Raw genomic sequence first — 22,545 nt, 5'->3', positions numbered from 1 at the left:
TTAGAAACTACTGGCTTCAATCACGAGAGACTCATTGAGACGGTAATTTGAATCAGAGGGAACGGGATAGATTGAATCATTCCCCGAAAGTTGCGTATGTGATCACCTTGTAATTTTGACTTCATTTATCTGAATAATCGGTTGGATGTTTGTATAGTTCGCGATGTCTCCTTGCAGTTCTTCCGCATGTGGCATGAAGGCCGACATGAAATTTTCCAGTGAATCAAAATAATAATGACACATAGCCACGTAGGAGGATTCTATTCTCGGCTCGTCGACATCCACGCCGCGCTCGACAGACACCCCCTTGAACCCTTTTGCCTTGGACAGCCTTTCGATGGACATAGGCATATGCGTATTTAAGTAATAATCAAAATCGAATCGATATCCTTCTTTCTTTGGGTAGATACTTGAAATATTAAACATCGCTTCTCCTTATGAGGAAATCGAGCCTGGACCCTTTGATTAGTTATTAGGGGCATTGTCATAACGCCGCCAGCCATTTGGCAGTTGCGAGCCGCGTACAATAAATAAAGGGATTCTCTCCTTACGACAGAGGGTCTTGATATCTTCAAGCAGAAGTTTCTCCGATTCAGAGTATGCATCGGGATGTGTAGTTACTATCCAGACTCCGTGGTCCCGGACATTCTTGTCTTGTTTCCTTACGAAGGCCAGAAGCTCTGCGGTGGATTGCAGTACAGGTTGTGCTTGTTCCGGCTTTAGATAGTCTGCATATGTTACAACGAAGCCCCATTTCTGATCGCCAATCTCTGCGACTTGCTTGGGCAACATATGCAGAGAAATGCCTTTGGAACGTTCGGGACCGGCAGCCACTGCCGACAGCACGACAGAGAAAAGAAGTATCAGAAATATAACGACCTTCACTCGTGGCATTTTATGCCCTCTAACTAGAAGTAGACGACCTAATTGTCGCTTTATAAAGCGACATAATGCTGTATGTCAGTGCAATATATTCTTCTGGCCCTTTATATTTCATACGCTGCGCGATTTTAGTGCGACCTAAAAAGTAAACCGCAAACCCGACAAGGAAGTGACACGCTGCACGTATCAGGGAGTCACTTTCTTGATTTCCGCCGCGGCATCTTCCATGGCCTTAGTATCGCCTGCCCCTTCACTGACTGAATAGGCGCGCTGAAAATACTCGACAGCCTCGGTGCGCCGGCCCTGCCGCGCGATACTGCGGCCGAGGCCCATGAGATCCAGCGCGATCTTGGCAGCGGCGCCGGTGTCCTTGTCGAGCCGTAGGGCATCGTCATAGGATTGCTGCGCCGTTTTGAAATCCTCCAATTTGAAAGCGGCATCCGCGATCAAGCGCTGCGAATTGGCTGCTTCATTCTTATCGCCGGCATTTCTGTTCAGCACCAGGGCGCGGCGGGCATGGTTCATGGCGTCCTGCGGCTGACCGGCAAGCGCCATTCTGGCCATAAGATTGTAAAGCCGGCCTTCGGTGCCGCAACCGTGACAGAATTCGAGCGCCTTGTTCAGCCATGACAGCGCTTCGGTTTCGTTGCCGTCATCCAGGTAATAACCGGCCTTGCGGTACGCGGCCTCGGCCTTCTGGTCGGCGCTGAAGGCAGGGCTCCTTTCCGTCAGTATCCGATCAAGCGTGGCCTGCGCGGCCGCCTTGTCGCCGAGCCAACGATAGACGACGGACAGATTCAGCAGTTCAGTGGCGATGCCTGCCACGTTCTCGACCGACCGGTGGATTGACAGCGCGCCCTGATATTCCTGCAGCGCCTGCGCATAATCGCCGCGGCGGAAAGCAGTCTCGCCGCGCTGATTGAACTGGATAGCCGTTTCCTGCTGTTCCGTGAGCGCAGGCGGATTGCTGCCGCAACCGGCGGTGAGCACCACCAGCATGAGGAAAAATATAATGACAAAGTTTCCCCTCATCCTGTTATTCCTGCCGGGGTGCAAGAAAAACATTTGCACCCGCTCGGCGGCGCGAATGTCCACTGGACATTCGCGATAACCCCGCCTCGCCTCCCGCAAGGGGAGAAGGGACTCTCTGTTATGCGCCATTGCATCATGGTGTTGTCAGGCGATTACTTTTGTTTCGGGGCCTGATCGGGCGCATAACTGTCGACCGGCAGGGTTACCGAGTGAGGCTCTTTAATTTTGCTGCTGATCGGCCAGGTGCGGCTGACCGAATCCACGACCTTGTTGGCTTTCTCCACCGTCTCGCGCCCGCTTTTCGTGATCGCCGGCAGGTCGGAGGCCGTGACTTTTTCCAGATTCGTAAAATTTTTCGTCGCGCTGGTGAGCGCCGTATCCAGTTTCTGCTGCGTCGCGGGCAGACCGGCGAGCAGCGTGTCAGCACGGCGTGCCACACGCTTCAGGTCTTCGATCAGGGGAATCACTTCCGCGTACAGCTGATCCACCACCTGCCCGAGACCGCGCTCGCGCTCGAAAGCGATCACGGCATTGTGTTCCAGAGGTTTTTCCTTTTCGGACCCGAGGGTGATCTCGATGATATTCGCGCCGATGACGCCTTCCTTGAGCAGGCGCGCCTTCGAATCGCTTTTCACCCACTTCATGTGGCTGCGCAAAATGGAAAGCGTCACCTTGACTCTGGCGTCGTCGGTAAGCTCGAGCTTCTCCACCTTGCCAATGTTGAAACCTCTGAGCTTGACCTCCATTCCTTCGCTAATATCCTGCCCGCTATCGGTGATGATAAAGAGCCGGGTCTTGGGCGAGAAGACGTCCTGCTGGATGCCAACGGCAATAATGGTCAAAACGATGCCGAGGAAGGCGATGATGACGAAGAGCCCAATTTTTTTCTCCAGGCCTTTGAAACGCGTATCGTCATCGTGCAATATGGCCATGGGTCCCTCGCGTCATTGGGTCAGGGTGATGGTGCTATCGACCACGAGACGCGCCGAAACCGCGTCGTCCGGGCACAGGTACAGCGACACCCGGCCGGCCTTTCTGCCGTGAAACTCACCGGTCAGCTTCATCAATTGCTGGACGGCGTCGCGATCCAGGCCGGCGAAGGTGAAATCATATATCAGGATGTCCGGCTCCATCAGCATCGCCCGCGCCAGGGCCACGACACGCCGTTCGTACAGGCTCAGCTGGCCGGGCAACTCGCCCATGCGTTGCTTCAACCCGGCCTCGCCCGGTCCGAGCTGATCGAATATCTCCGCCACCGGTCGTTCGGCCTGCTCCGCCGTCAAACCACGGTGATACCATGCCGGCAGGAGCAGATTCTCCCATGCCTTGAGATTGCTGATCAGGCCGCCGTGCGCCGGCACCACGCCGATGCGCCGGAACAGCGCCAGGCGTTCATTTTCCCCGTGGGCAAACAGATCCTCACCGAAGAATAAAATCTTGCCGGTCTCCGGACGCTGCAACCCAGCGAGCATGCCGAATAAAAGATTTTTCCGATCTTCTGAATTGAACAGGATTTTGGCCGTGCCACCCCGGTCGAGATCGAACGACAGGTTGCGGACCGGTCCTTTCGTCACATGATCGAAACGAATCATGAGTTGCCGCGGCCCGAAAGCGATGCGTCATACGAAGAAGGCATAGGTAATGATTCCATCGAGCAGGAAAATCGTCAGCAGATTGCGCATGACGGCCCCGGTCGCGGCGCGCGGAATCGCGGTCACGGTACCGCTCGCGCGCAGGCCGTAATAACAGGACGTGATGGAGATCACCAGCCCGAAGACAAACGCCTTGAGCAGCGATACCAGAACCTCGGTCATGCTCAATGTCGAAATGACGCCGGTAATACTTTTGACGAACGGCATGAATCCCATGAAGGCGGCGAACGCGTAGCCCATCACGATCGCCGTCATCTGGAAATAGAAGGTAACGGCCACGACCGAGAGCGTGATGCCGGCGATGCGCGGCACCATTAGATAGTCGCCGGGAGCAATACCCATGAACCGCAAATGGTCGATCTCGCCGCGGATCTTCATGCTCGCCAGCTCCGAGGCGGTAGCCGAACTGCTGCGCGCGATGATCACGATGGCGGAAAGCAGGGGCCCAAGTTCGCGCACCACGGTCCAGAGCATGATCTTCGCCGTGAGCGCGATGTTCTGCCCCACGAGGCTGGTGATCTGGGTGGTGATCACGATGCCGGACAGCGCGGCGATCACCGTCACCGCACCCAGCGCCTCAATGCCGGTGAAATATATCTGCTTGAAGAAGACGAGCCGCACGGGCGGCTTGCCCAAAGCGCCGAGCCGCCGCAAGCTGTAAAACAGGAGTTCGTGGAAGCCCTTCCAGTAATCGCCGGTACCGAGCACCGCCCTGCCGATCCGTCCCGGATTGATGAGCGTCATGCTCATGCTCGCGGGATTCTCAGACGCTGCCGGGAATGGCGGGCGTGGGACTTTTGACGTCGAGGTTCTGCGCGCGATGGCGCAGCGCGTGGTCTATCAGCACGATGGCGAGCATCGCCTCGGCGATCGGTGTGGCGCGGATGCCAACGCAAGGATCGTGACGGCCGGTAGTGGCGATCTCGACGGCCTCGCCGCTTACGTTCACCGTGCGCCCGGGCAGACGGATGCTGGAGGTAGGCTTGAGCGCCATGCTGACCACGATATTCTGGGCGGTGGAAATGCCGCCGAGAATGCCGCCGGCGTTGTTCGAGAGAAAACCTTTCGGGGTGATTTCGTCGCGATGTTCCGTGCCCTTCTGTTCCACCGCGCGGAAACCCGCGCCGATCTCGACGCCCTTCACGGCGTTGATGCTCATCATCGCGTAAGCGATATCCGCGTCGAGTCGGTCGAACACCGGTTCGCCCAGACCCACGGGCACGTGCGAGGCGACGACGTTGATGCGCGCACCGATGGAATTACCTTCCTTGCGCAGCGCGTCCATGTAGGCCTCGAGCTCCGGAACCTTCGATGCATCCGGACAGAAAAACGCATTGCGCTCGACTTCGTTCCAATCCTTGAGCTCAAGCTTGATCGGCCCGAGTTGTGCGAGGTAACCGCGCACCGTCACGCCGTAGCGTTCATGAAGATATTTCTTGGCGATCGCGCCGGCCGCCACGCGCATCGCCGTTTCGCGCGCCGACGAGCGCCCGCCGCCGCGGTAATCGCGCAGCCCGTACTTTTGCAAATAGGTGAAATCCGCATGACCCGGACGGAACCGGTCTTCGATCTTGGAATAATCCTGCGAACGCTGGTCGGTGTTCAGGATCTGCAGCCCGATCGGCGTACCAGTGGTCTTGCCCTCGAACACGCCCGAGAGAATTTTAACTTCGTCGGACTCGCGCCGCTGCGTGGTGTGCCGCGACTGGCCGGGCTTGCGCCGGTCGAGGTCGGGCTGGATATCGGCCTCGGAAAGCGCCATGCCGGGCGGGCAGCCGTCCACGATGGCGATATAGGCCGGGCCGTGGGATTCCCCCGCCGTGGTAACGGTAAACAGCTTACCTATGGTGTTTCCGGACATGGCGGCATGTTACCGGCAAAGCCGGAATCGAACAAACCCCTGGGCAAGATCTGAACAAGTTCCCGTTCGTGCTGAGCTTGTCGAAGCACGAACGGGAAACCTGGTTTATTAATACCGAATCCGTCCCCCTTCGACAGGCTCAGGGCGAACGGATTCGGGCTTGTTCAGCCTCCCTAAGTCTGGAATCCGGTCTTGTAGGTGTAGTTCAACGCCGCGAACAGGTCGAGGAATGGAATCCTCTCCTTCCACGCGGACACCAGCGACATGAATGGCAGGTCCTCGCCCTGGCCGATGGCATGCTTGCCCTGCAGGATATCGGCATGCAGTTTCTTGAGATCGCTCGACAGCTTTTCAAAGACCGGCAGAATGTCGGAAAACGCGTTGTCTTCCGGATCGCCCTCGTCTTCGGCGCACATAAGCACATCCTCGATTTCGAAGATCGCCTGCTCGACCAGATCCAGATATTCATCCTGCGTACGTGGTGTCATCATGAAAAGATATGTCCCGAATGAAATGGCTGGCGATACTTAGCGAGACGTGGCCAGAATCCAGGCGATGCCGACTCCGGCCATGAACGAATCGTTCTTTTTGACCAGCGGGCTGTCCGCGAAAACCGCGCCGGAAAGATTATCATACCGCGCAAACGCGCCAACCCAGAAGCGCGGGTATCGCCGGCTCGCCGTCAGCGTCAGCCGGCTGCCGCTGTAACCGGCCCGCGCATCGTAGGCAGGTCGCGCGGCCGTGGCAAAGGCGGGCTGAACCTCATAATAATAATCGTGGTAGTCCTCGGAGGCGTACATCGGTCCCGCGGCCACACCGATATCCCAACCTCCGGCAAGGCCGGTGGCATCGAAGTTGAGACTGGGCGCGAACACCCAGCCGATGCGCTGGACATGCCTGAGATCGGTGGCGGCCGCGGCGCGCAGCGGCAGCCGCAGCGACCAGATACGATCGCGGATTCCGTTACGCGCGAGAAAAATATAGAGCGAAGGGCCCGTCTCGACCGTGGGATCGATATCCGGCATGCCGCTGCGCGCACCGTTGCGGCCGCTCTTCGCCGGGGGCCCGGCGTTGAGGCTGACATCGAGCTTGAAGCGGTCCGATCTGAACAAATCGCCGTGGGCGCCCTCACGGTCAATCCGGAAGATGTCTCCCCGATACTGAACATAGGGCAACGGCAACAGATATCCGCGCTGCCGGTCCGAGCCGCGATAATCGGGGATGCTCAATGCCGCCACGCCCAGGCCAACTTCCCAGCGCGGCAATTCGTCGGCATGTGCCTGGCCTGCGAGCAGGCCGGCGGACAGAAAGACAAAACGGAGTATTTGTCGCATCGGCATTCCTAATATACTCTTGGATACATGGTAATCGGGCCATCATCCTGACACCACCCATGCGGGGCACCGGTTTCCCGTCATCCGCCTCGATTCAGTCCACGACTGGTCTGCGGTCATTTCTCAAATTTCTTTTCACTCTTTTCTGCGCCCTGCTGTTCACCTCAGGCACGGCACTGGCAGCGACGGCGGCGAATGCCGGTCCCGCTGCGGATGCCAAACTGCCACCGGCAGCCAAATATGCCAAGGGGCTGTTATGGAAAATCGAGGCGCCGGGCGCAAGATCAAGCTATCTTTTCGGCACGATCCATTCCGATGACAGGCGCGTCACGGCCTTGCCGGAACCGGTGACCAAGGCGCTCGACGCCTCGAACCGCTTCACGATGGAAGCGGTGATCGACGACGAAGGTCTCGTGCACATGGCCGAGGCCATGTACTTCAGCGATGGCCGAACCCTGGAACAGGTGGTCGGCAAAAAACTGTACGCGGAGTCCGTGAAGGCGCTGGCCGCACGCGGCATCCCGACGCTCGGCGTAGAGAAACAGAAACCCTGGGCGGTGATGATGGCGCTGTCCATGCCGCAACCGAAAACCGGCGAGTATCTCGATCTCATCCTGCAGGACCGCGCCACGCGCCAGAACAAGCCCGTCTCCGGGCTGGAAACCATCCAGGAACAGCTGGCGGTATTCGATGAACTGCCCCTGCCGGACCAGGTCGCGCTCCTGAAAGAGGCGGTGCAGGAGCAGGACGCGTTCGAAAAGGATCTCGAGGAAATGATCGAGGCCTATCTCGCCCGCGATATCGCCGCCCTGGCCGAGGCTGGCGCGAAGCACAAACCGGACAACGACCGGTTGCATCGATCCGTCATGGACCGGCTGCTGACGCGGCGCAACATGCGCATGGCCGCGCGGCTGGGACCTATACTCAAGGATAGCGGCGTCTTCATCGCCGTGGGGGCCGCCCACCTCACGGGCGAATCAGGGCTGTTGAATCTTATCGAGAAAGCCGGGTATCGTGTCACCCCTGTCTATTAAGTAAGAAACGCTAAATAACAAGGAGACGGACATCTCTTCCCGCAAAACCAAAATCCGAAAACGGCGCAAAAAAGCGTCATCACGCCGTCCCGTGATGACGTCCTGGACGCGCCGGTCCGACGAGCATCTGCTCGACACACGCTTGTGCGATCTGGGGCTGACGCTCGCCGGCACCAAGTTGCAGAAAGAGATCGAGGCCCTCTACCGCGAGCTGGAAAACCGCGGCTTCGTGTTCCGCCCGCACACCTGGCTGTCGGACTGCTGGTTCTGTCCCGACGGCGTGCCGGGCTTCGCGATTCCGTTCTATCTCGCGCACCCACGGCTCATGCGCCTGGAAAAAGCGCACATGCTCGAATTCGACGGCAACACCGCGGAGTCGCGCATGAAACTGCTGCGGCACGAAACCGCGCACGCGCTGGCCAACGCCTTCCGGCTGCACCTCAAACAGAGCTGGCGCCGGCGCTTCGGGCGCGCGAGCAAGGTCTATCCCGAAAGCTATCTGCCACGGCCCTACAGTCGCAATTACGTGCTGCATCTCGACAACTGGTACGCCCAAAGCCATCCGGCGGAAGACTGGGCGGAGACTTTCGCCGTGTGGCTCGATCCCGATTCGCGCTGGCGCGAAAAATACCGTGACTGGCCGGCGCTCAAGAAACTCAATTATGTCGACGGGCGAATGAAGGAAATCGTGGGCCACTCTCCGCCGGTGCGCACCAAGAAACAGATCGAATCGACCACCACGCTGCGCATCACGCTGCGCGAGTACTACGCGGAGAAACAGACGCGCCTGCAACAAGACCTGCCGCGCTTCCACGAACAGCAGTTGCGGCAGATCTTCCCGGCCGCGGGCGGACGCAAGAATGAAAGAGCGGCGCATTTCATCCGCCGCCTGCGCCGCGAGGCGATCACCACCGTCGCGCGCTGGACCTCGGATTCACGCTACCGCATCCATCTCACCATCGAGGACATGATCCACCGCTGCGAGGAGATGAACCTGCATGCCTCGCGTGACCGGGAAGAAACCAAGGTCGCGCTCATCGCCTCGCTTGTCATGCTGTACATGGGCTCCCTGCGCAGCGGCACCTCGCGCCTGGCGGTATGAAAAAGCTGCGCGTCATGATGGTGGTGCACTACACGCTGGTGCCGCCGGATGACCTGCTTGCCGAGGGCGACCCGCGGATGGAGAAATACCGCACCGAGTACGACGTCAAGACCGCGCTGCTGACTCTCGGTCACGAAGTCCAGGTCGTCGGCGTCTATGGCGATCTGGCGCCCATCCGCAAGGTCATCGAGGAATGGAAGCCGCACATCGCCTTCAACCTTTTGGAGGACTTCGCCGGCAACAGCGCCTTCGATTATTACGTCGTCAGCTATTTCGACATGATGCACCTGCCCCACACCGGCTGTAATCCGCGCGGGCTGCTGCTGGCGCGCGACAAGGCCTTGTCCAAGATGATCCTCACCTACCATCGCATCAGCGTGCCGCACTTCACGGTCTTCCCGCGCGGCAAGAAAATCAGCCGTCTGCGCAAGTTCACTTATCCTCTGATCGTCAAGTCGCTGATGGAGGAAGGCTCGGTGGGCATCGCCAAGGCCTCGTACGTGGAAAATGACGCCCAGTTGCGCGAGCGCGTGGCGCTCATCCACGAGAAACTCCAGGGCGACGCCATTGCCGAGGAATACATCGACGGCCGCGAGCTGTACGTCACCATCCTGGGCAACACCAAGCTCGAGGTGCTGCCCCTCCGTGAGCTGGAATTCGGCGGCACCGAACCCGGCACGCCGCGCATGGCCACCTACAAGGTCAAGTGGGACGACAAGTATCGCGAGCGCTGGAAGATCGAGTATCAGTTCGCGCGCAACCTGCCGAACGGCATGGCCGAACGTATCGGCCACCTGTGCAAGCGCGTCTACCACCTGCTCGACATGAGTGGCTATGGTCGCCTGGATCTGCGCGCGACGGCGGACGGCGAACTCTATGTTCTTGAAGCGAACCCCAACCCCGGGATCGCCCGCGACGAGGATTGCAGCCTCTCGGCCATCAAGACCGGGCTCAGCTACGAGGATTTCATCCAGCGTATTCTGCAACTGGGTCTGATGGCCCGGTCCATCGATGAATAGCGTTGCTGCCTAACACCTTTTTTAATCAATCCTCGTAAATTTCCGGCCCGAATCACGGTGCTCTTGAAGCCATTTTTTATGGCCCCATAATACTTGACTATATTAGTATATTATTATATGGTCATAAGCGTTGCTAATCGCTGATTTATGGCCTGTTGCCCGAGTAGAACCGGCTCTATTTGATTATCAGGAGGTATCCGAACATGGCTCAACTAATTAATGGCTTTCCGTCGGATGGCGTGGTCACAGTCAACCGGGTTTTGCTCAAACCCGGATTCACCGTGGACGACCTGCAAGAACGCGTCGCCATGCTGTGCGAGAACGTGAAAACCTATCACTCCGACACCGGCTTCGTCGGTGGTTTCGTCGCCCTGAACAGCGGCGCCATCTCGAACGAGGGCTCGACCATCGGCCAAGCAGTCGCGAATCCGCTCAAGGACAAGGAAGCGCTGATCGTGACCTTCTGGCGCTCCTTTGAGGAGCATGAGCAGTCGCATCGCAGCGATTCCTTCCAGCCGCTATTCAAAAAAGTTCTGGAGCTGTGCGAGAACGGCAACGAGGAAATCGCCTACTCGATGCTCTGGTCCGGCCAGGCCTACTCACCCGAGGAGGCCAGAGCCGCGCGCGTAGCCAAGGCCAGGTACGGAAACAAGGCGGCATAAACCGCCAGCAATCTCCGCGGTGTACCAGTCAACCCCGCTTAGCCGCCGGAACCCAAGGTGGAGTTCTTTCGCAAATGGCGGCTATAGTGCCCAAGGAAACTAAGCTCATTGCGGCTATCTGCGCCCATTGTCGAAGGAGCATTCGCCTCGGGCACTGGGCGCGCGGCGGAGTTGTCGTTTTAGGCATCAGCGCAAGGTTTCCGGTACACTTCACATCACTAAATTAAATAATGCATTTTCACCCGTCGAATGCCGCAACGCCCTTACGCCGTCCCCGACAGCGCGCGCCGCGAACGCCTGTCGCGGCTCGAAACTCTCCTTAAAGAACGGATTCTGATCCTGGACGGTGCCATGGGCACCATGATCCAGCGCTACAAGCTGGAAGAAAAGGACTACCGCGGCGAACGCTTCGCCGCCTGGGCGCACGAGATCAAGGGCAACAACGATCTTCTGACGCTGACGCAATCGAAGATCATCCATGACATCCACGCCGCCTATCTCGAGGCCGGCGCGGATATCCTCGAGACCAACACCTTCAATTCCCAGTCCATCTCCATGGCGGATTATCACATGGAGGAATTGGCCTATGAACTGAACCGGGAAGGCGCACGTCTGGCACGTGCCACGGCCGACGAATACGAACGCAAGGACGCGACGCGTCCGCGCTACGTGGCCGGCGTGCTCGGACCAACCAACCGCACCGCCTCGCTCTCGCCAGATGTCAACAACCCGGGCTTTCGCAACGTCAGTTTCGACGCGCTTGTCACCGCCTACAGCGAGTGCGTGCGCGGCCTGCTCGACGGCGGCGCCGATCTGCTGCTGGTCGAAACCGTGTTCGACACGCTGAACTGCAAGGCGGCGTTGTACGCCATCGATAAATATTTCGAGGACCACGGCATCCGCGTGCCAATCATGATCTCGGGCACGATCACGGACGCCAGCGGCCGCACGCTGTCGGGACAAACCACCGAGGCCTTCTGGAATTCCATCGCGCACGCGGAGCCGTTGAGCGTGGGCCTGAACTGCGCGCTCGGCACGACGCAACTGCGTCAGTACGTCGAGGAAATGGCGCGCGTCGCCAACGTGCACGTGAGCAGCCACCCCAACGCCGGCCTGCCGAATGAATTCGGCGGTTATGACGACACGCCCGAATTCATGGCCGGGCAAATCAGGGAATGGGCCGAATCCAGTTTCCTTAATATCATTGGCGGCTGCTGTGGCACCACACCGCCGCACATCAAGGCGATTGCCGACGCCGTACGGACCGTCCAGCCGCGCACACTGCCGAGGATCGAGCCGCAATGCCGGCTGGCGGGACTCGAACCACTCAACATCGGCCCGGACTCGATGTTCGTGAACGTGGGTGAGCGCACCAACGTCACCGGCTCGGCGGCGTTCAAGAAACTCATCCTCAATAACGAATACGGCAAGGCCCTCGACGTGGCGCGCCAGCAGGTCATCAACGGCGCGCAGATGATCGACGTCAACATGGACGAGGCCATGCTGGACGGCGAGAAGGCGATGACGACGTTCCTGCACCTTATCGCCTCCGAGCCCGAGATCGCGCGCGTGCCGGTGATGATCGACTCCTCCAAGTGGAGCGTGCTCAAGGCCGGTCTCAAATGCATCCAGGGGAAGCCCGTGGTGAACTCCATCAGCCTCAAGGAAGGCGAGGAGAAATTCATCGAACAGGCCCGGGAGGTACGCCGCTGCGGCGCGGCCGTGGTGGTCATGGCGTTCGACGAAAAAGGCCAGGCCGACACACGCCAACGCAAGATCGAGATCTGCGCGCGCTGCTACGGGATTTTGACGGAAAAGCTGGGCTTTCCGCCGGAAGACATCATCTTCGATCCCAACATCTTCGCGGTCGCGACCGGCATCGAGGAACACAACAACTACGCCGTGGACTACATCGAGGCGACGCACGAAATAAAGCAGCGCTTAGCCCATGTGCTCATCTCCGGCGGTGTGTCGAACGTGTCGTTCTCGTTCCGCGGCAACAACGCGGTGCGCGAGGCGATTCACTCCGTATTCCTGTATCACACCATCAAGGCCGGGATGGATATGGGCATCGTCAACGCCGGTCAGCTCGCCGTGTATGAAGACATCCCCGCCGAACTGCGCGAGCGGGTCGAGGACGTCATTCTCAATCGTCGTCCGGAGGCGACCGAACGCTTGCTCGAGATCGCCTCGAAGTACGCCGGCGAAGGCGGCAAGGCCAAAGCCCAGGACCTCGCCTGGCGCGAGGCGCCGGTCACTGAACGCCTGACGCACGCTCTGGTGCACGGTAACGACGAATTCGTCGAACGTGACACAGAAGAAGCGCGCCAACAGTTCGCGCGCCCGATCCAGGTAATCGAAGGCCCGCTCATGGACGGCATGAACGTGGTCGGCGATCTGTTCGGCGCCGGCAAGATGTTTCTGCCGCAGGTGGTAAAGAGCGCGCGCGTGATGAAAAAGGCTGTGGCGCATCTCGTGCCCTTCATCGAGGCCGAGAAATCGGCAAGCAGCAAACCAAAAGGGAAAATCCTGATGGCCACGGTCAAGGGCGACGTGCACGACATCGGCAAGAACATCGTGGGCGTGGTGCTGGCCTGCAACAATTACGAGGTTATCGATCTCGGCGTCATGGTGCCGGCCGCGAAGATTCTCGAAGAAGCGCGCAAGCACAAAGTCGACATCATCGGCCTGTCCGGTCTGATCACGCCTTCGCTCGACGAAATGGCGCATGTCGCCAAGGAGATGCAGCGCGAGGGCTTCACGATCCCGCTGCTCATCGGCGGGGCCACCACCTCGCGCGTGCACACCGCGGTCAAGATCGCGCCGCATTACCCGGCACCCGTTATCTGGGTCAAGGACGCCTCACGCGGCGTCGGCGTGGCCTCGAACCTGCTCTCGACCGACCTCAAGACCGATTTTGTGGCCAAGGTGCAAGCCGAATACGACGAGGTGCGCCTGCGTCACAAGGGCAAGCAGGCTGGAGCGCGGCTGCTCGCGTTCGCCGAGGCACGCGCCAACAAAACGAAAATCGATTGGTCGGGTTACACGCCTCCGGCGCCGCGCAAGCCGGGAATTACCGTCCTGGAAAATTACCCGCTCGAGGAGCTGGTGCGTTACGTCGACTGGACACCGTTCTTCATCACCTGGGAGATGAAAGGCCGCTACCCGGCCATTCTCAAGGATGAAAAAGCGGGCCAGGAAGCGACTAAATTGTTCAACGACGCCCAAGTCCTGCTCAAGCGCATCATTAATGAGAAGCTGCTCGTGGCAAAAGGCGTTATCGGGCTGTTTCCGGCGAGCAGCGTGTCCGACGACGATATCGAAGTGTATGAAAACGAGTCGCGCCAGAAAGTAACGATGACGCTGCATACCCTGCGGCAACAGGACGAGAAGCCGCCGGGGCGGCCGAACCGCGCACTGGCTGATTTCGTCGCGCCGCAAACATCCGGTCTCAAGGACTACGTCGGCGCTTTTGCCGTCGGCATCCACGGCGCCGATGAACTGGCGAAAAAATTCGAGAAGGCACACGACGATTACAACGCCATCATGGCCAAAGCACTGGCCGACCGGCTGGCCGAGGCCTTTGCCGAGCGGCTGCACGAACTCGTGCGCCGGGAATTCTGGGGTTATGCAGTTGGTGAAAAACTCGACGGCGACGCCCTCATTCGCGAAGAGTACCAGGGCATACGTCCGGCGCCGGGCTACCCGGCCTGCCCGGATCACACCGAGAAAGAGTTACTTTTCAAATTGATCGAAGCAACGCGAAACACGGACGTGAAGCTCACGGAAAGCTTCGCCATGTGGCCGGCCGCCGCCGTCAGCGGCTTCTATTTTTCACATCCCGATTCTACGTATTTCGCCGTGGGCAATCTGGGCAAGGACCAAGTCGAGGATTATGCCAAACGCAAAGGCATGAGCCTTGCGATCATTACGCGCTGGCTGTCGCCGAATCTGGGATACGAACCCGAGGAGTAAATAAAAAGGGCGCTTTTCATGTTGAAAAGCGCCCTTGTCTTGATATAAACCGGGACAGGTGCTCAGTTGTTCTCCCGGTATTACCCTCTGACCAGCGTTCCGTTTTCGATCTTCACGCTGTCGCCCGTTCTGAAGCCGGGATCGGTTTTCTGGGTGATGGTACGCACGCTGCCGTTGTTCATGCGCACCGTGATGCGGAAATGAGCGGATTTCTTCATGTTCTTCTCGACCTCGTTTCCGGCGTAGGCGCCGCCGGCCGCGCCCGCGACCTCGGCCAGAGTCTTGCCTCTGCCCGCGCCGATCTCGCTGCCCACCACGGCACCGAGCACGCCACCGGCCACGGCACCAGCCCCGGAACCCTCGCCTTTCAATTCGACGAGATTGATCGACTCGATCACTCCGCAATTAAGACACTCTTTGGCAGCTTCCTGCGCCGTATTCTTGGAGCCCGCGCCAGGAATGATGCCGGTCATCATGCCAACACCCACGGCGGCGAAAATAATCACGGCCACGGCGGCAATCTTTACAATAGGTGACGATGAACCTTCAGTTGCTGGCATATAAACCTCCTTGATGAAACATTCATATTCCGAGCGCTGAAGTATACGCCGGTTAATCAGCCCTGGAAAAGATATTAAATGTAAATTTTTGCAAAATACTTAAACTTGATACTGTGATCGCCGCCTGTGTATCAGCGCCATAAATATCTTTGACTGGAGAAGAAAGCCCCATTGCTGAGCGAATCTGATATCGCAACCCTTTCAGGGTTATCCGGAACCGAAGCCGTTCGTCGGCTGAAAACCGACGGCTATAACGAACTCCCTTCCAGTAAACCGCGCAGCCTGCTCGTCATCGCCCTGAGCGTCCTGCGCGAGCCCATGTTTCTGCTGCTGCTCGTCAGCGGCGGCCTCTATCTCCTGCTCGGCGATGTGCGCGAAGCGTTGCTGCTGCTTTTCTTCGTACTCATCGTCATCGGGATCACGCTGTACCAGGAACGCAAGACTGTGCGCGTGCTTGAAGCGCTGCGCGATCTCTCAAGCCCACGGGCGCGGGTGATCCGTGACGGTCAGACTCGACGCATTTCGGGACGCGAGGTAACGCGTGGCGACGTACTGGTTCTTGCCGAAGGCGATCGCGTACCGGCGGATGCCAGGGTCCTTTGGTGCAGCAACTTGTCCGCCGATGAGTCGCTGTTGACCGGCGAATCGGTCCCCGCGCGCAAGCTCGCCGCCGATGACGCGCCACCTGCTGCCCGACCCGGCGGAGATGATCTCCCGTTCGTGTACGCCAGCACTCTTGTGGTGCACGGCAAGGGAGTAGCCGTCGTCGAGGCCATTGGCCTCAACACCGAGATCGGCCGTATCGGCAAGGCGCTGCTAAAGGTGGAAGAGGAGCCGACATCGCTGCAGCGCGAGACGCGACATATGGTACGGCTGTTCGCCGTGCTCGGCGTTGTGCTCAGCCTCATCGTCGTAGCCGCCTATGGCCTGCTGCGCGGCGACTGGTTGAACGGTCTGCTCGCCGGGCTCACCTTGGCCATGTCCATCCTGCCGGAGGAATTCGTGGTGATCCTTACGGTGTTCCTGGCCCTCGGCGCGTGGCGCCTGGCGAAGGCGCAGGTGCTCACCCGGCACATGCCCGCCGTGGAAACGCTGGGTGCCGCCACCGTGCTGTGCGTGGACAAAACCGGCACGCTGACCCGGAACCGCATGTCGGTGAACCGGCTCTTTGCCAACGGCGAGCATCTGGACGTGTCCGCGCCGCTTCGAACGCTTCCGGAAAATTTTCACGAGATCGTCGAGTTCGCCATTCTCGCCAGCCAGCGCGATCCCTTTGACCCGATGGAAAAAGCGCTACGTTCGCTGGGCGAAACCACCCTCGCCCACACCGAGCACCTGCACAAACACTGGACGCTGGTACGCGAATACCCGCTCTCTCCCGAGCTTCTGGCGCTGTCGCATGTATGGCGCGGACCGGACCGGCAGCATCATGTCATCGCCGCCAAGGGCGCGCCGGAAGCGATCGCGGACCTGTGCCACTTCAGCCAGGCGCAACTGGACACATTGGAAGAATCCGTCCACCAACTCGCCGAGCAGGGCCTGCGTGTGCTGGGCGTGGCGCGGTCCGAGTTCCGCGAGCAGCCGCTGCCTGGCAAACAACATGATTTTGATTTCGAGTTCCTCGGGCTGGTGGGACTTGCCGACCCGATCCGTCCGGCGGTGCCCGAGGCGCTCGCGGCTTGTTACACCGCCGGCATCCGCGTGATCATGATCACCGGGGATTATCCCGGCACGGCGTCCAACATCGCGCGTCAGATCGGCCTGGTGCAAAGCGAAGCCATCATCACCGGTCCCGAGCTCGATCGGTTAAGCGATGCCGAACTCGGCAACCGTATCAAACGGATCAACATCTTTGCGCGCGTGGTGCCGGAACAGAAGCTTCGCATCGTCAACGCGCTGAAGGCCAACGGCGAGGTCGTCGCCATGACGGGCGATGGCGTCAACGACGCGCCGGCGCTGAAGAGCGCGCACATCGGCATCGCCATGGGCGAACGCGGTACCGACGTGGCGCGCGAGGCGGCGGACCTCGTGCTGCTCGACGATGACTTCTCTTCCATCGTGGCCGCGGTGCGGCTCGGGCGACGCATGGCCTCCAACCTGCACAAGGCGATGGCCTATACGCTCGCCGTCCACGTGCCGATCGCGGGATTGTCGCTGCTGCCGGTACTCGCCGGATGGCCCTTGATCCTTACGCCGGTGCACATCGTTTTTCTCGAGCTCATCATCAATCCCACCTGCTCCATCGTGTTCGAAGCCGAGCACGAGGAGGCCGACGTCATGCGCAAACCGCCACGGCCGCCCGGCGCACCCCTCTTCAGCCGTCACCTGCTCGCCTTGAGCTTGCTGCAGGGCGCCGGCGTGCTGCTCGTCGCGCTCGCGTTGTTCGGCCTCGCGCTCTACCGCGGCTTGGACGAAAACCAGGCACGTACGCTGACTTTCACCACGCTGGTGGTTTCCAACCTTGCGCTGATTTTCACGAACCGCTCCTGGGTACGCTCGGGTTTTACCATGTTGCGCGCGCCCAACCCGGCGCTATGGTGGGTCACGTCAGGCACACTGGTGGTGCTGGCGCTCACCTTGTCGGTTCCGGTGCTGCGCGACCTGTTCCGCTTCGCAGCACTGAGTGTCGCGGACTTTGCCTTCAGTATCACCGCCGGCGCCGCGGGAGTGTTGTGGTTCGAGCTGTTCAAGCGCTTCCGGCAAACACCGATGGCCGGACCTTGACTTTCAATTTCATCAACTCCTTACTCCAACACTCCATATATCCGCGCGCTTGACGTAGCAGGACCGGACCTTATTCACGGAAGCACGCGGAAGAGATTGCCAGTCTTGAGGATTCAGGCATTCGCAAATTTAATAGCCTGTAAACCGCGGGGCCACATGCGCGTTAACTGTGTAACGTCGAGTTGCCACCCGGGGTTTTAGTTGTTTTGGCTGAAAACTTAGCTGCCTCGGGAGTATCTAACGACTATCACAGGATCGCCGTCGAACGGCACGGATTCTCATAAAGGAGACAAAGATGACAAACCCGGAAGGAAACAAAAAGACGATCATCACCATCGTCACCACGTTCGTGCTCGCGGTCGGTGCGGTGGCCGCCGCGGTCATGACCGGCGTAATTCAACGCCCCGCCGTGGTCGCCGAGCAAGCGGAATCAACTCCGCCCGCGCCGGCTCAGGCCGTAACGCCGACAGTGACGCACAAGCGCTCGGCGTTCAAAGCCCATGCACCTGAAGCCCAGGTGGCCAGCGCCGCGGCGCCGGTCGTGTGTCACGACTGCGGTGTGGTGGAATCGATCGAGAGCCTAACGGAGAAAGGTAAAGCCTCCGGTGGCGGCGCGGTGGCGGGCGGCCTGCTCGGCGGCGTGCTCGGTCATCAGATCGGCAAAGGCCGCGGCAAGGACCTCGCCACCGTGGCCGGTGCCGTCGGCGGTGCGATTGCCGGCAACGAGATCGAAAAGAACTCGAACAAGGTCACCCATTACCGCGTCGGCGTGCGCATGGATGACGGCACGCGCCAAGACCTCACGCTCGATGCCGCGGCCGGCGTTGGCGTGGGCGACAAAGTGAAAATCGTCAACGGCACTCTCGTCCGCAACTGAGCGGCGTTTCAAGACACCAATCGTCGTGCCCGTTTACGCGGGCATAACTCAATTTCGCAGTCTTGCAAGGATACGCGGCCTTAGAAAGCCTGAACAAAGGTTTCCTGAGGCGATGGGGTTACGATGTAGCTACGCCGGTTCGGCTAATGCGACTGCAAGTATTGTCGCCACGGTTTCCAGTAATACTTCTCCCAGCCCTCGGTCACGCCAGGCACGTCGTGATCGGCGACGTTGACGTGAACCAGGTCTATGCGTCCAACCTCCCCCGCCGGCCAGAAGGTCAGAACCAGGATGGAGTCGAGATCATCGTTATTCCAGTGGGTGGATCGCCACGTCTGCACAATGAGTCGCTGCGGCACCGTATAGAGCATCGTCCCGGAGAGGGCGCCATCGAAGGCGTGGAAGGGCGATCCTGGTTCGGGACTGATCGTGACGAGAGCACCGGTAATCGCTGCATGCAGCTTGGGATCCAGATACATGGCGAACAGGCGCGCGGGCGTGGCTGGCAGGGTAACGCTTTGCTGGATGGTCTGTGGCATGACCGATGTCTCCGGTTGGTGGGTTGCTAGGCGCGGAGTCTGTGAATGATCGTTGCGCAGCGCCAGTAGGCCAAGATCATCTTGTCCATGGCGAATTATTATTCGTTATCATACTGTCATGCCTCCGACTCGGAAAGGAAGCGGAATACATTCACAGACTATTACCACGGACACCGAGTTCACGCTGCCGTGGAGCGCAAAACGCCGGAACCAGCGAGCTGGTGACAGGTTATTCACCCTCGCGCAACCGGAAGAGTTCGCCTGGATATCACATTGTCGCCGGTTGTTTCAAACGCCGGTGGCGACGTGATGGGGAATGCGCCATGCACACTGAACCTTGCAGTGTGATTCACAACCAGGGCTCTGCGGTGCAGCGCCAAAGCGCCCCGCTAGCGCGTCAGCCTGACGGCGATCTCCGCAACGTGCCTGCCCTGGAAGCGGGCAATGGCCAGCTCGTTCTCCGAAGGCAGCCGCGATCCGTCGCTCTTCGTGATCGTCGAGGCGCCGTAGGGCGAGCCGCCGGTGATCTCGTCCATGTTGAGCAACCGCTGTTCGGAGTAGGGCACGCCGACGATCACCATGCCCTGGTGTAGCAGCGTGCTGTGAAAGCTCGTGATCGTCGTCTCCTGTCCGCCGTGCTGGGTCGCGGTGCTGGTGAACACGCTGCCCACCTTGCCGATGAGCGCGCCCTTCATCCACAGACCGCCCGTCTGGTCGAGGAAGTTGCGCATCTGCGCGCACATATTGCCGAAGCGCGTCGGCGTGCCGAAGATAATTGCGTCGGCATCGGCTAGCTGCTCAGGCTTGGCGACCGGCACGCGGGCGAACGCGGCGCGCGCCGCTTTGGCCCCGCTCTTCTCCAATACGTCGTCGGGCACCAGTTCCGCAACCTGGTAAAGCGACACCTCGGTGTTGGCGACCTCCTTCGCGCCCGCCGCGACCGACTCGGCCAGCCGATAAACGTGGCCGTACATGCTGTAGAACACGACTTGAATCTTGGTTGCCATGTTTCACCTCGCTTTCGGGATTGATGCCATATCCGGCGTACGCCGGGATACGGAGCTGAACGGTTTTTGATTTCTGTTGCTTACCTCCTCCGACAGGGATATTTAAATGTTACTCTTCTCCGCCGCTCTGTATAGCCTCCGCAAAAGCCGCGCGAGGTCGGGAAGTTGATAATTGGCGTTGAGACCGCTTGGGTTGGGCAGAACCCAGACCCGGGTGTTGCCGATTCGCTCCGGTTGTTCGCCGATGCGGACGCGGGTGTGGCCGAAAGCAGCTTGATACGCGCCGACACCGAGGACGGCGGCGACGCGCGGGCGATAGCGGCGGACCTTCGCTGTCAGGCGACGGGAGCCAGCGCGCAGTTCATTTTCTTCGAGCTCCGCGGCGTTGGCCGTGGTGCGGTTGACGAGATTGGTGATGCCACAGCCGTATTTGAGCAACTCGCGTTCTTCGTACGGCAAAAGTAGTCGCGGCGTGAAGCCGGATTTATGCAACGCAGGCCAGAAGCGATTGCCGGGACGGGCGAAATGGTGGCGCACCGCACCCGAATAAAGTCCCGGGTTGATGCCGACGAATAGTACTTTCAGACGCGGAGCGATGACGTCGGGAACGGTTTTATTGCGCGCGGCAAGAAGCTCCGCCTTTGTCGGGCGGCGCGGCTCGATGTGTGGCGCTTTTCTTATTGGTCTTTTGGTCATGTGCCGATAGAGCCTGCCACAACGCCAGACGCCAGGGAACATGGCTGTGCCATCGAAGGAATCGAACCGTAAAATCACGCCAGCCGGCCTGCGGGTGCTCCGCGGCACATAGAAGACATGCGTGGAAATAATGACTCAAGAATCATTATTCCCTATGCTGCTATCCCCTCATCGATGAAGGAGTCGGTCATGCCCAAAACTCTCGAAGATTTCAAGAAGCAATTTCCGAAGACCTGGACTGCCTATGCGCAGCTGAGAAGCGCCTGCGACAAGGAAGGTCCGCTGGATGCCAAAACGGCGGAGCTGATCAAGATCGGCATCTCCACGGCGTTGCAACACGAAGGCGGAGTGGTGGCCCACATTTCTCAGGCTAGGAAGGCCGGCGCCAACAACGCCGAGATCTACCACGCCATCCTGCTGGCGACCGGACTTGCCGGTTTCCCGGTGGTCCTGTCGGGTGTCGCGACGGCGAAGAAATATCTCGGCGCTTAAGCGTGGGTGGCTTGCGCCACGAGTAGTGCCGCTCTTGCCGGGCGGCGCGGCTCGGCGCGCGGCGTTTCTCTCTCCTGATTCCGGCTGCTCACTCGCGAATCACCGCGAGCTTGTCCACGCCAGACTCCGGCAACCACACTTCACCGGGCCTTCCGAGAATCTGCCGCACGCTTGCGCCGCGGCTCGGCAGCGCGAACACAGTGAACTTTTCGGTCTTGGGATCGAAGCGCACGATGGCGTTGGCGCCGAAATCGGAAAGCCAGACGATGTCTTTGTCGTCCACGTACGCCGCGTAGGTTTGCGGATTGTTGCCGGGGAGTTTCCATTCGCGCCAGCCGTTACCCTTTGGGTCGTACAGCGCGAGCTTGCCCGCATTGTATTCGCTCACCCAGATGCGGCCCCGCGAGTCAGCCCACACACGCCGCGCGCCCTGGTGCGACGTGGGCGGTTCGATCACCGTGGCCTGGCCAGTCTTGGTGTCGATGCGCGCGATGTGCGAGCCCGCGAGCGAGGCGTAGTACACGCTTCCGTCCGGCGCGGTGCAGATGCCGTACGGCCCGCGCCCGCGCGGCGCTTCGAACACCTCCACCTTGCCGGTCTTGGGATCGACCCGGCCGTAATAACCGCTCTGGCCGGTATACCAGAGGACACCATTGTTATCGAAGGTCGCGGTGTTGAGATTGGTATAAGGCGTGCCCTGCGGCAGCGGGAAGACGTCCACCTTTTCGGTCTTGGGGTCCACGCGCACGATGGCGTTCTGGCCGCCGTCGGTGATCCACGGCGCGCCATCGGGCCCGACGATCACGCCGTGCGGTGCGGAGTTATTGCCGAGTGGGATGTGTTTGGTTTTGCCTGTTATTGGATCGAGCCAACCGAGTGCGCCTGAAGCTTGCGCGGTGTACCACACGCCGCCGTCGCGCGCGGGCGCGACGTCGTGCGGCTGCGAACCTTTGGGTACGGGAAATTCCTTGATTATTGGCTCAGCGGCATACGACGGCGCCGCGCACCACAATGCGGCCGCTACAACCGCGAAAAGGAAAACCCTCCTCCGCATGCATTCTCTCTTACTGAGATGGACACGAGGATATTACGCCTGC

The 22,545-nt window shown here is 59.8% G+C and carries 22 protein-coding genes; 8 read left to right on the top strand and 14 right to left on the bottom strand.

Features of this window, described 5'->3' with window-relative positions; genetic code table 11:
* Window positions 1-102: 102 nt before the first annotated feature.
* From ACC569_RS02805 to ACC569_RS02765, 9 genes are all read right to left on the bottom strand, one after another.
* Window positions 103-426 carry an EthD family reductase gene (locus ACC569_RS02805; protein WP_372521980.1) on the bottom strand — a complete coding sequence of 108 codons (324 nt, stop codon included), beginning with the start codon at window positions 424-426 and terminating at the stop codon, window positions 103-105.
* Between the two features lie 39 nt (window positions 427-465).
* Window positions 466-894 (bottom strand): hypothetical protein, encoded by a 429-nt coding sequence (locus tag ACC569_RS02800; protein WP_372521979.1) that lies wholly within the window; start codon window positions 892-894, stop codon window positions 466-468.
* 174 nt (window positions 895-1,068) lie between these two features.
* Complete coding sequence (locus ACC569_RS02795) at window positions 1,069-1,914, bottom strand: tetratricopeptide repeat protein (RefSeq protein ID WP_372521978.1); 846 nt, start codon at window positions 1,912-1,914, stop codon at window positions 1,069-1,071.
* 152 nt (window positions 1,915-2,066) lie between these two features.
* Window positions 2,067-2,846 carry an MlaD family protein gene (locus ACC569_RS02790; RefSeq protein WP_372521977.1) on the bottom strand — a complete coding sequence of 260 codons (780 nt, stop codon included), beginning with the start codon at window positions 2,844-2,846 and terminating at the stop codon, window positions 2,067-2,069.
* A 12-nt stretch (window positions 2,847-2,858) separates the two neighbouring features.
* Window positions 2,859-3,506, bottom strand: a complete 648-nt coding sequence (locus ACC569_RS02785; RefSeq protein ID WP_372521976.1) for an ATP-binding cassette domain-containing protein — start codon at window positions 3,504-3,506, stop codon at window positions 2,859-2,861.
* A 27-nt stretch (window positions 3,507-3,533) separates the two neighbouring features.
* Window positions 3,534-4,316 (bottom strand): ABC transporter permease, encoded by a 783-nt coding sequence (locus ACC569_RS02780; RefSeq protein ID WP_372521975.1) that lies wholly within the window; start codon window positions 4,314-4,316, stop codon window positions 3,534-3,536.
* Window positions 4,317-4,329: 13 nt separating this feature from the next.
* Window positions 4,330-5,427, bottom strand: coding sequence for a chorismate synthase (aroC, locus tag ACC569_RS02775; protein WP_372521974.1), 1,098 nt, complete (start codon window positions 5,425-5,427; stop codon window positions 4,330-4,332).
* Window positions 5,428-5,600: 173 nt separating this feature from the next.
* Entirely contained in the window at window positions 5,601-5,918 is a 318-nt protein-coding gene (locus ACC569_RS02770) for a hypothetical protein (protein ID WP_372521973.1), read from the bottom strand.
* A 36-nt stretch (window positions 5,919-5,954) separates the two neighbouring features.
* Window positions 5,955-6,761 carry a MipA/OmpV family protein gene (locus tag ACC569_RS02765; protein WP_372521972.1) on the bottom strand — a complete coding sequence of 269 codons (807 nt, stop codon included), beginning with the start codon at window positions 6,759-6,761 and terminating at the stop codon, window positions 5,955-5,957.
* Window positions 6,762-6,820: 59 nt separating this feature from the next.
* Here ACC569_RS02765 and ACC569_RS02760 point away from each other — a divergent pair, with 59 nt between their 5' ends.
* The 5 genes from ACC569_RS02760 to metH all read left to right on the top strand — a co-directional run bounded on the left by ACC569_RS02760 (window position 6,821) and on the right by metH (window position 14,553).
* The gene (locus ACC569_RS02760; RefSeq protein ID WP_372521971.1) at window positions 6,821-7,795 is read left to right on the top strand and encodes a TraB/GumN family protein; all 975 of its coding nucleotides are present in this window, start codon (window positions 6,821-6,823) and stop codon (window positions 7,793-7,795) included.
* A 94-nt stretch (window positions 7,796-7,889) separates the two neighbouring features.
* Complete coding sequence (locus tag ACC569_RS02755) at window positions 7,890-8,897, top strand: putative zinc-binding metallopeptidase (protein WP_372521995.1); 1,008 nt, start codon at window positions 7,890-7,892, stop codon at window positions 8,895-8,897.
* The gene (locus ACC569_RS02750; RefSeq protein ID WP_372521970.1) at window positions 8,894-9,916 is read left to right on the top strand and encodes a D-alanine--D-alanine ligase; all 1,023 of its coding nucleotides are present in this window, start codon (window positions 8,894-8,896) and stop codon (window positions 9,914-9,916) included. The genes ACC569_RS02755 and ACC569_RS02750 overlap by 4 nt, the downstream gene beginning before the upstream one ends.
* 203 nt (window positions 9,917-10,119) lie before the next feature.
* Window positions 10,120-10,578, top strand: coding sequence for a ligand-binding protein SH3 (locus tag ACC569_RS02745; protein ID WP_372521969.1), 459 nt, complete (start codon window positions 10,120-10,122; stop codon window positions 10,576-10,578).
* Between the two features lie 249 nt (window positions 10,579-10,827).
* Window positions 10,828-14,553 (top strand): methionine synthase, encoded by a 3,726-nt coding sequence (metH, locus tag ACC569_RS02740; RefSeq protein WP_372521968.1) that lies wholly within the window; start codon window positions 10,828-10,830, stop codon window positions 14,551-14,553.
* 80 nt (window positions 14,554-14,633) lie between these two features.
* Here the strand turns inward: metH and ACC569_RS02735 are convergent, their stop codons facing one another.
* On the bottom strand, window positions 14,634-15,113 hold the full coding sequence (locus tag ACC569_RS02735) for a glycine zipper 2TM domain-containing protein (RefSeq protein ID WP_372521967.1): 480 nt from the start codon (window positions 15,111-15,113) through the stop codon (window positions 14,634-14,636).
* Between the two features lie 171 nt (window positions 15,114-15,284).
* On the opposite strand from ACC569_RS02735, the gene ACC569_RS02730 reads away from it, so the two are divergent.
* Complete coding sequence (locus ACC569_RS02730; RefSeq protein ID WP_372521966.1) at window positions 15,285-17,837, top strand: cation-translocating P-type ATPase; 2,553 nt, start codon at window positions 15,285-15,287, stop codon at window positions 17,835-17,837.
* A 295-nt stretch (window positions 17,838-18,132) separates the two neighbouring features.
* Window positions 18,133-18,714 (top strand): glycine zipper 2TM domain-containing protein, encoded by a 582-nt coding sequence (locus ACC569_RS02725; protein WP_372521965.1) that lies wholly within the window; start codon window positions 18,133-18,135, stop codon window positions 18,712-18,714.
* 143 nt (window positions 18,715-18,857) lie between these two features.
* On the opposite strand, the gene ACC569_RS02720 is transcribed toward ACC569_RS02725, so the two are convergent.
* The 3 genes from ACC569_RS02720 to mug all read right to left on the bottom strand — a co-directional run bounded on the left by ACC569_RS02720 (window position 18,858) and on the right by mug (window position 20,956).
* Complete coding sequence (locus tag ACC569_RS02720; RefSeq protein WP_372521964.1) at window positions 18,858-19,253, bottom strand: SRPBCC domain-containing protein; 396 nt, start codon at window positions 19,251-19,253, stop codon at window positions 18,858-18,860.
* Window positions 19,254-19,642: 389 nt separating this feature from the next.
* Window positions 19,643-20,260: an NAD(P)H:quinone oxidoreductase gene (wrbA, locus tag ACC569_RS02715; RefSeq protein ID WP_372521963.1), complete on the bottom strand. Its 618-nt coding sequence runs from the start codon at window positions 20,258-20,260 to the stop codon at window positions 19,643-19,645.
* A gap of 102 nt (window positions 20,261-20,362) precedes the next feature.
* Entirely contained in the window at window positions 20,363-20,956 is a 594-nt protein-coding gene (gene mug, locus ACC569_RS02710) for a G/U mismatch-specific DNA glycosylase (protein ID WP_372521962.1), read from the bottom strand.
* 189 nt (window positions 20,957-21,145) lie between these two features.
* Here mug and ACC569_RS02705 point away from each other — a divergent pair, with 189 nt between their 5' ends.
* The gene (locus ACC569_RS02705) at window positions 21,146-21,448 is read left to right on the top strand and encodes a carboxymuconolactone decarboxylase family protein (protein ID WP_372521961.1); all 303 of its coding nucleotides are present in this window, start codon (window positions 21,146-21,148) and stop codon (window positions 21,446-21,448) included.
* 88 nt (window positions 21,449-21,536) lie between these two features.
* Here ACC569_RS02705 and ACC569_RS02700 read toward each other — a convergent pair whose 3' ends face one another.
* Window positions 21,537-22,502 (bottom strand): SMP-30/gluconolactonase/LRE family protein, encoded by a 966-nt coding sequence (locus ACC569_RS02700; protein ID WP_372521960.1) that lies wholly within the window; start codon window positions 22,500-22,502, stop codon window positions 21,537-21,539.
* Window positions 22,503-22,545 lie beyond the last annotated feature (43 nt).

The sequence above is a fragment of the Sulfuricaulis sp. genome (assembly GCF_041499725.1).
In the GTDB taxonomy this organism is placed as follows: domain Bacteria; phylum Pseudomonadota; class Gammaproteobacteria; order Acidiferrobacterales; family Sulfurifustaceae; genus Sulfuricaulis.
Note: the sequence above shows the minus strand (reverse complement) of the source record. Positions and strands in the feature narration are given on the sequence as shown.